Annotated in this window: 4 protein-coding genes; all 4 read left to right on the forward strand. The window is 59.0% G+C overall.

The window, feature by feature from the left end; all coding sequences use genetic code 11:
* Window positions 1-311 precede the first annotated feature (311 nt).
* The 4 genes from ABX749_RS19040 to ABX749_RS19055 all read left to right on the forward strand — a co-directional run bounded on the left by ABX749_RS19040 (window position 312) and on the right by ABX749_RS19055 (window position 5,290).
* Window positions 312-1,757, forward strand: a complete 1,446-nt coding sequence (locus ABX749_RS19040) for a DEAD/DEAH box helicase (RefSeq protein WP_372897356.1) — start codon at window positions 312-314, stop codon at window positions 1,755-1,757.
* The gene (locus tag ABX749_RS19045) at window positions 1,754-3,007 is read left to right on the forward strand and encodes a DUF790 family protein (protein WP_372897357.1); all 1,254 of its coding nucleotides are present in this window, start codon (window positions 1,754-1,756) and stop codon (window positions 3,005-3,007) included. Before ABX749_RS19040 ends, ABX749_RS19045 begins: the two co-directional genes overlap by 4 nt.
* A 286-nt stretch (window positions 3,008-3,293) precedes the next feature.
* Window positions 3,294-5,042, forward strand: coding sequence for an amidohydrolase (locus ABX749_RS19050; protein WP_372897358.1), 1,749 nt, complete (start codon window positions 3,294-3,296; stop codon window positions 5,040-5,042).
* Between the two features lie 56 nt (window positions 5,043-5,098).
* Window positions 5,099-5,290, forward strand: coding sequence for a hypothetical protein (locus ABX749_RS19055; RefSeq protein WP_372897359.1), 192 nt, complete (start codon window positions 5,099-5,101; stop codon window positions 5,288-5,290).
* Window positions 5,291-5,816 lie beyond the last annotated feature (526 nt).

A 5,816-nucleotide genomic window follows, 5' to 3' on the forward strand; every position in this document is an offset into this window, starting at 1 on the left:
CAGCGTTCGTTTCGCGTCCATTGGGTTCGATCATACAAATCCGTCAAATCGGTGCAGGATGGTCACCCCAGTCTAGCCGATCTGCCACCTCCATCCAAATATTGAACTTGCTGACAGCAGCGGCCTGGAGGGTATCATTCTTCCTGCGCTGGCCCTTACGGCTTGTTGATTGAGTCGATCTTTTCAATTTAACGCGATCAGGTCCGGTACGATGCGTCAGCGAGGGACGCCGCGTGGCCACTTGCGAACGCGTGCGGGCTTCGATCAACAAGCCGCTCAGCCGCCGGTAAACCGTTTCGCAGCATCCTGTCATGACAGTCGCACACCAATCCAGGCCGTCCGTCGATTTCCATCAGGGGACGGTACGGCTGTTCGGTTTGTCGCCGCGATTTGTCGAGAAGACGCTTGCTGACATTCCGCTGGTCTGGGACGAGCGTGAAGACTGCTTTCGCGGTGATGCGATGCACGCCGATGCCATCCGGCGAGCCTTGGACCACTCGCTGGCCGGCGGATTCGATTGGCGGGTCGGACGCGACGCCGGGGCGGCGGAGTTTCGCTCGTTGTCGATCAAGGACCTGCGGCAAATGACGCTGCGGGCTGATCAACAACAAGCGGTCGAGGCCTTTGAAACCGGCGGTCGGCGCGGATTGATCGTGATGCCCACCGGCACCGGAAAGACCGTGGTCGCAATCGAATTGATGATCCGCAATCGGTGCAGCACTCTGATCGTCGTTCCCGTCCGCGACCTGATGTATCAGTGGCATGCCAAGATCTTGGAAGCAACCGGCATCGACGCGGGATTGATCGGTGACGGCGTCCATCGCGTCAGCCCGATCAGTGTGACGACCTACGACAGCGCCGCGATCCACATGCCACGCATCGGTGATCGTTTTCAGCTGATTATCTTTGACGAAGTTCACCACCTGGCCGGCCCCTGGCGGAGTGACGCGGCGCGGATGTCGATCGCGGCCTATCGCCTCGGTTTGACCGCGACGCTTCCCGGTGACGACGAACGCATGACCCGTTTACATGAATTGGTCGGGCCGACGCTGTACCAACAATCCATCGCCGAAGCCTCCGGCACGTCGTTGGCCGATTACAGCGTGCACCGCATCGCAGTCCGACTGACCGACGAGGAACAACATCGCTATCGTGACTATGGGCAGCAGATCCAGAAATTTGTCTTCGAGCAAAGGACGATCGATCCAAAGTTCAAATGGGAGGACACCTACGCGCTTTCCGCAGCCACCGAAGCAGAGCCCGACCGCGCCCGCGACGCCGTGATTGCGATGCGAGCCTTTCGATTGAAACGGCAGATCGAAGAGCACGCCGATGCCAAGCTGCGGATGCTGGAAGACTTGTTTCGACTCCACTGTGACGAACAGATCATCGTGTTCACGGGATCCAATGTGATGGCACGCAAGATCTCGACGCGATTCCTGGTGCCCTGTCTGCTGTCCCACTGTGGAAAGAAAGAACGCCGGCAATGGTTGGAAGGCTTCGCCGAAGGACGCTACCGTGTTTTGGTGGCCAATCGGGTGCTGGACGAAGGCGTGGATTTGCCGGAAGTCAAAACGGCGATCGTGTTGGGCGGATTGTCCAGCCAGCGTCAAGCCATTCAGCGACTGGGACGTGTTTTGCGAAAGGGGCGCGGCAGTCGACGTGCAAAACTCTACGAAGTCGTCGTCGAAGACACACGTGAAGTCACCCGTAGCCGCGATCGTCGCCGGAACGAAGCCTACCGGCAAAAACGATGATCCGTAGCGAGCACAGTATCGTCCACTACGACTTTCAACGGATGATCGTCCGGCCCGACCGACTCCGCCGCGGCACCGATGCCGATTATGTCGCCGCGGCGAAGCAGATGCTGCGGGTCTATCGTGACGGAATCGGTGATCCGCGACAGGTGCTGCACGGGCGGATCGAGACCTGCCTGAATCGATTGTCCGGTTGTCCGCCACGGCGCATCGCTGCGTTCTGTAAGTTGTTGGACGATCAATCCGAATACCTCTCCAACCGCAAGGCCGCATTGCAGCTACGACGTCAGGTCTTTGATTTCGCCGCCGACCGGCATCCGATCGTGGAACATCGCGAGGGGATTTTTGACCATGACGTGCACCAAGTCCGCAGTGAACTGGCCAAAGAGCTCGGTCGGACGTGGCCAGAGATCGAAGCGGATTTGTTCAGCGACGTGCTGGAACTACAGCGACTGCAGGCCTTTGATTCAGAATGGACGCCGCAGCAATTGCTTTCGGCTTACAACGTCGCGCAGACCCAAGCCGCGTTGTATCGTGCGACACGCGTCCGCATCGACGCCACCGACGACTTGAAAACGATCGTCCGGCACGCCAAGCTGGCCGGGCTGATGCACCGCATCGATCTGATTTCGTCGGCCGAACAACCGCGCTACCGATTTATCTTCGACGGCCCACAAAGTAGCTTGCGTCAATCGACTCGCTACGGCGTGCGGTTCGCGTCGCTGGCGGCAAAACTGTTGGCCTGTCGTGGCTGGCACATGACGGCCGAGATTCTGGGGCCACGGAAGCAACGCTTTCGGATGGAACTTTCCCCGGCCGATGGACTGTCAGCCGCACTCAGTGCTCCGGATGCCTTCGATTCGTCATTGGAGGCGGACGTCGACGCCGCCTGGCAGAAGGCGCCGGTAGAAGGCTGGACCTGGCAACGCGAGTCCCTGTTGCTTGTCCGCGGGCAAACCGTGATGACGCCCGATTTCACGTTGCATCATCAACAGCGCGGCCTCTTGGTGTACGTCGAAGTCGTCGGGTTCTGGACGCCGGAGTACCTGGAGGAAAAGTGTTGCCGATTGCAGGAATTCGCTGGAATGACGCCGAGCGAAGGTCATGCGGGCGATACGGTGAAATGGTTGCTAATCGTTTCGGGAAAGATTGAGTCCAACCTTCGAGAAGGGTTGGCTGATTTACAATTGCCAATGGTCAGTTTTGACACTTCGGCGAGTCCACAGGCATGGATCGACGCGATCGGTTAAGCAATGCGCGGCGATTTTCAGTGTTCCTTGCAGAACGTATCGCTCTTCCGCTGAGGAGACTTTGGGCGCACCGAATGCATGGGGCACCGAACCGACTCATCCGTCCGTGGCGATAGAATAGGGGCCAGGAAATAGGTTGGTCAAAAAATGGATTGGTCAAAAAATAGGTTGTCCGCTCCCGCCTCAGTTGTCCTTTGTTGTCTTTATTTTTTGACCACCCCATCTTTTGACCCTCTCCGTAACACGCAAACACGCAAAACACAGCCCCAATCCGCGAGAAACCCTGATGTCCCGTCGAGCTGCCTTTGTCGTATTGACGCTATTACTCGTATCGCATTGCACCCGCGCGGCTGATCTGGTTCTACGTGGCGGCAAGATCGTGACGGTCGATCCGGGGTTTCGTGTCGTCGAGGCGATGGCGGTCCAGGATGGACGAATCATTCAGCTGGGCAGCGACGCGGAGATCGCCAGCCCTGTGGATCCCCAGACGCACGTCGTCGACTTGCAAGGCAGCATGGTGCTGCCCGGGCTGATCGATTCCCACGTCCATCCGACCGGAGCCAGCCAATACGAAGCGGACCACGAGATTCCGCCGATGGAAACGATCGAGGACGTGTTGAATTATCTTCGCCAGCGGGTCGCCGTCGTCCCCAAGGGCGAATGGATTGTGCTGCAGCAAGTCTTTATCACGCGGTTGCGAGAACAGCGTTTTCCCACACGCGCAGAACTTGATTCGGTCGCTCCCGATCACCCGGTCTGGTTTCGCACCGGTCCCGACGGCAGCGCCAATTCGCTGGCACTGGCGGAGAACGGAATCGACAAAGCCTTTGCCGCCAAGCATCCGCAGCACGTTGCGGTCGATCCCGCCAGCGGCGAGCCGACTGGAGTGATCCGTCAATCATCGTCGGTCTTGAAAACGCGTCGTGATCAAAGCCGCAAGCAGCTGTCGCAAGATGAACTCGATGATCGACTCGCGGAGTTGATCCGCGACTACAACCGCTGGGGAATCACGGGGATCATCGATCGTAACTGCAGTGATTCCGCTCGGGCACAATACGCCCGACTGTTGGAATCGGGACGATTGACGACACGAACGCGATTGTCACGTTCGCTGACCCCCAATGCCGATCTGGCGGAAATCGAACAACGGCTCGACGAGATCGCATCCGACCCGCTGTTCAAGTCGCCCGATCCCAGGCTCGGTGTGATCGGCGTGAAGGTGTTCGAAGACGGCGGCATGCTGACCGGCAGTGCCTACTTCACTCGCCCCTGGGGGACCAGCAGCATCTACGGCATTGTCGACCCGCGTTATCGCGGCATGCAATTCATCGACGACGATCGGCTGGAGAAATTAATTCGGTTGTGTGCCAGTCGTTCGCTGGCATTCACCGCGCACTGCCAGGGCGACGCTGCCGTCGAAGCACTCGTGGCCGCCTATGGCCGAGTCAATCAAGACATCCCGATCGCCCCGACACGGTCATCGATCACCCACAGCAGTTTCATGAGTGAAAAAGCCATTGCGGGTGCGGCGAAACTGGGCGTCGGAGTCGATTTGCAGCCGGCGTGGTTGTACCTGGATGCCCGCACGCTGGTGGCCCAGTTCGGTCAAGAGCGGCTCGAGCATTTCATCCCGTTGCGAAGTCTGTTCGACGCGGGGGTGGTCGCCGGGGGTGGCAGCGATCACATGCAAAAGATCGGATCGCTTCGCAGCGTGAATCCGTACAATCCGTTTCTCGGGATGTGGGTCGCCGTGACCCGAACCGCCCGCTGGCACGATGCTCCGATCCATCGCGAACAAGCGCTCACTCGCGAGCAGATGCTACGCTTTTACACGATCAACAACGCCTGGTTGATGCGGCTTGAAGAGGAGATCGGGTCATTGGAAATCGGCAAGCGAGCGGACTTTGTGGTCATCGACCGCGACCTGCTGACTTGCCGTGACGACGAAATCCGCGACACCGTGGTTCAGTCCACTTGGCTGGACGGTCAGAGAGTGTTTCAATCGCAGTCGCAAAGCAACCGATCACTGGATTGATCGGACCGTGACCCTGCCCCGCTTTTCACCTTCAACACGTACCGACGAGAGTTTCGATGGTCATTCCGATGTGGCTGGCAAAGACGATTGCCTGGACGGGGGTTGCGCTGATCGGATTTGCGGTCGTGGACGTGGCCGCAACGAGTTATTGGGACACCAGTTTGACGGGATCCAGCTGGTCATCGCTGGCCGAGTTCGCCGGCGGCTTCGTGATGAAACACTTCGGCGAGGCACTCGATGAAGAGTAGATTCGACAAACAGTCATTTTCAATGCCCGACCGGATTCCCGCCGGCACATCACGAATGTGTCCGAGGCCGCACGCGACGTGCTCGCAAGATCTCTGAAATCACGGACAAGCGAGGTCCTTTAGGCCCGGAGGGCCGGCAGAGCGGATGCCGGTGGCGTGAGCCAACGGAAATAATTTGAAGGAGTCGCTGAGGCCCAGCGGGCCGACACAATTTCCCAGCTTCTAGCAACACACGCGGTTCAGCAGACACACTGTGTCGGCCTTCCAGGCCTGCGCCGGCGTTGCATTCGAATTCCGGGCCCTGACGGGCCCGGCAAGCACTCTGCCAGCCCGCTGGGCTTTTGCATCGTGGGGCAGGCGGACGCTTCGCTTGAGCCTGTCTTGTTCAACCCCGATTGGGCAACGCTGTGAAGCATTTATTAGCGGTAGGGCGCGAGCCCTCCGGTGCTTCGGGAACGATGAGGGACCGGAGGGCTTGCGCCCTACCGCTAACACCTCGTCAAACGCAGGGAATAAATGCTTCACA

Source organism: Stieleria sp., from assembly GCF_041595215.1.
Classification (GTDB): domain Bacteria; phylum Planctomycetota; class Planctomycetia; order Pirellulales; family Pirellulaceae; genus Stieleria; species Stieleria magnilauensis.

What these genes read in the sequence shown, in the direction of transcription:
- ABX749_RS19040 (WP_372897356.1), top strand. Translation starts at nt 312, where the DNA reads ATGACAGTCGCACACCAATCCAGGCCGTCCGTCGATTTCCATCAGGGG.
- ABX749_RS19045 (WP_372897357.1), top strand. Translation starts at nt 1,754, where the DNA reads ATGATCCGTAGCGAGCACAGTATCGTCCACTACGACTTTCAACGGATG.
- ABX749_RS19050 (WP_372897358.1), top strand. Translation starts at nt 3,294, where the DNA reads ATGTCCCGTCGAGCTGCCTTTGTCGTATTGACGCTATTACTCGTATCG.
- ABX749_RS19055 (WP_372897359.1), top strand. Translation starts at nt 5,099, where the DNA reads ATGGTCATTCCGATGTGGCTGGCAAAGACGATTGCCTGGACGGGGGTT.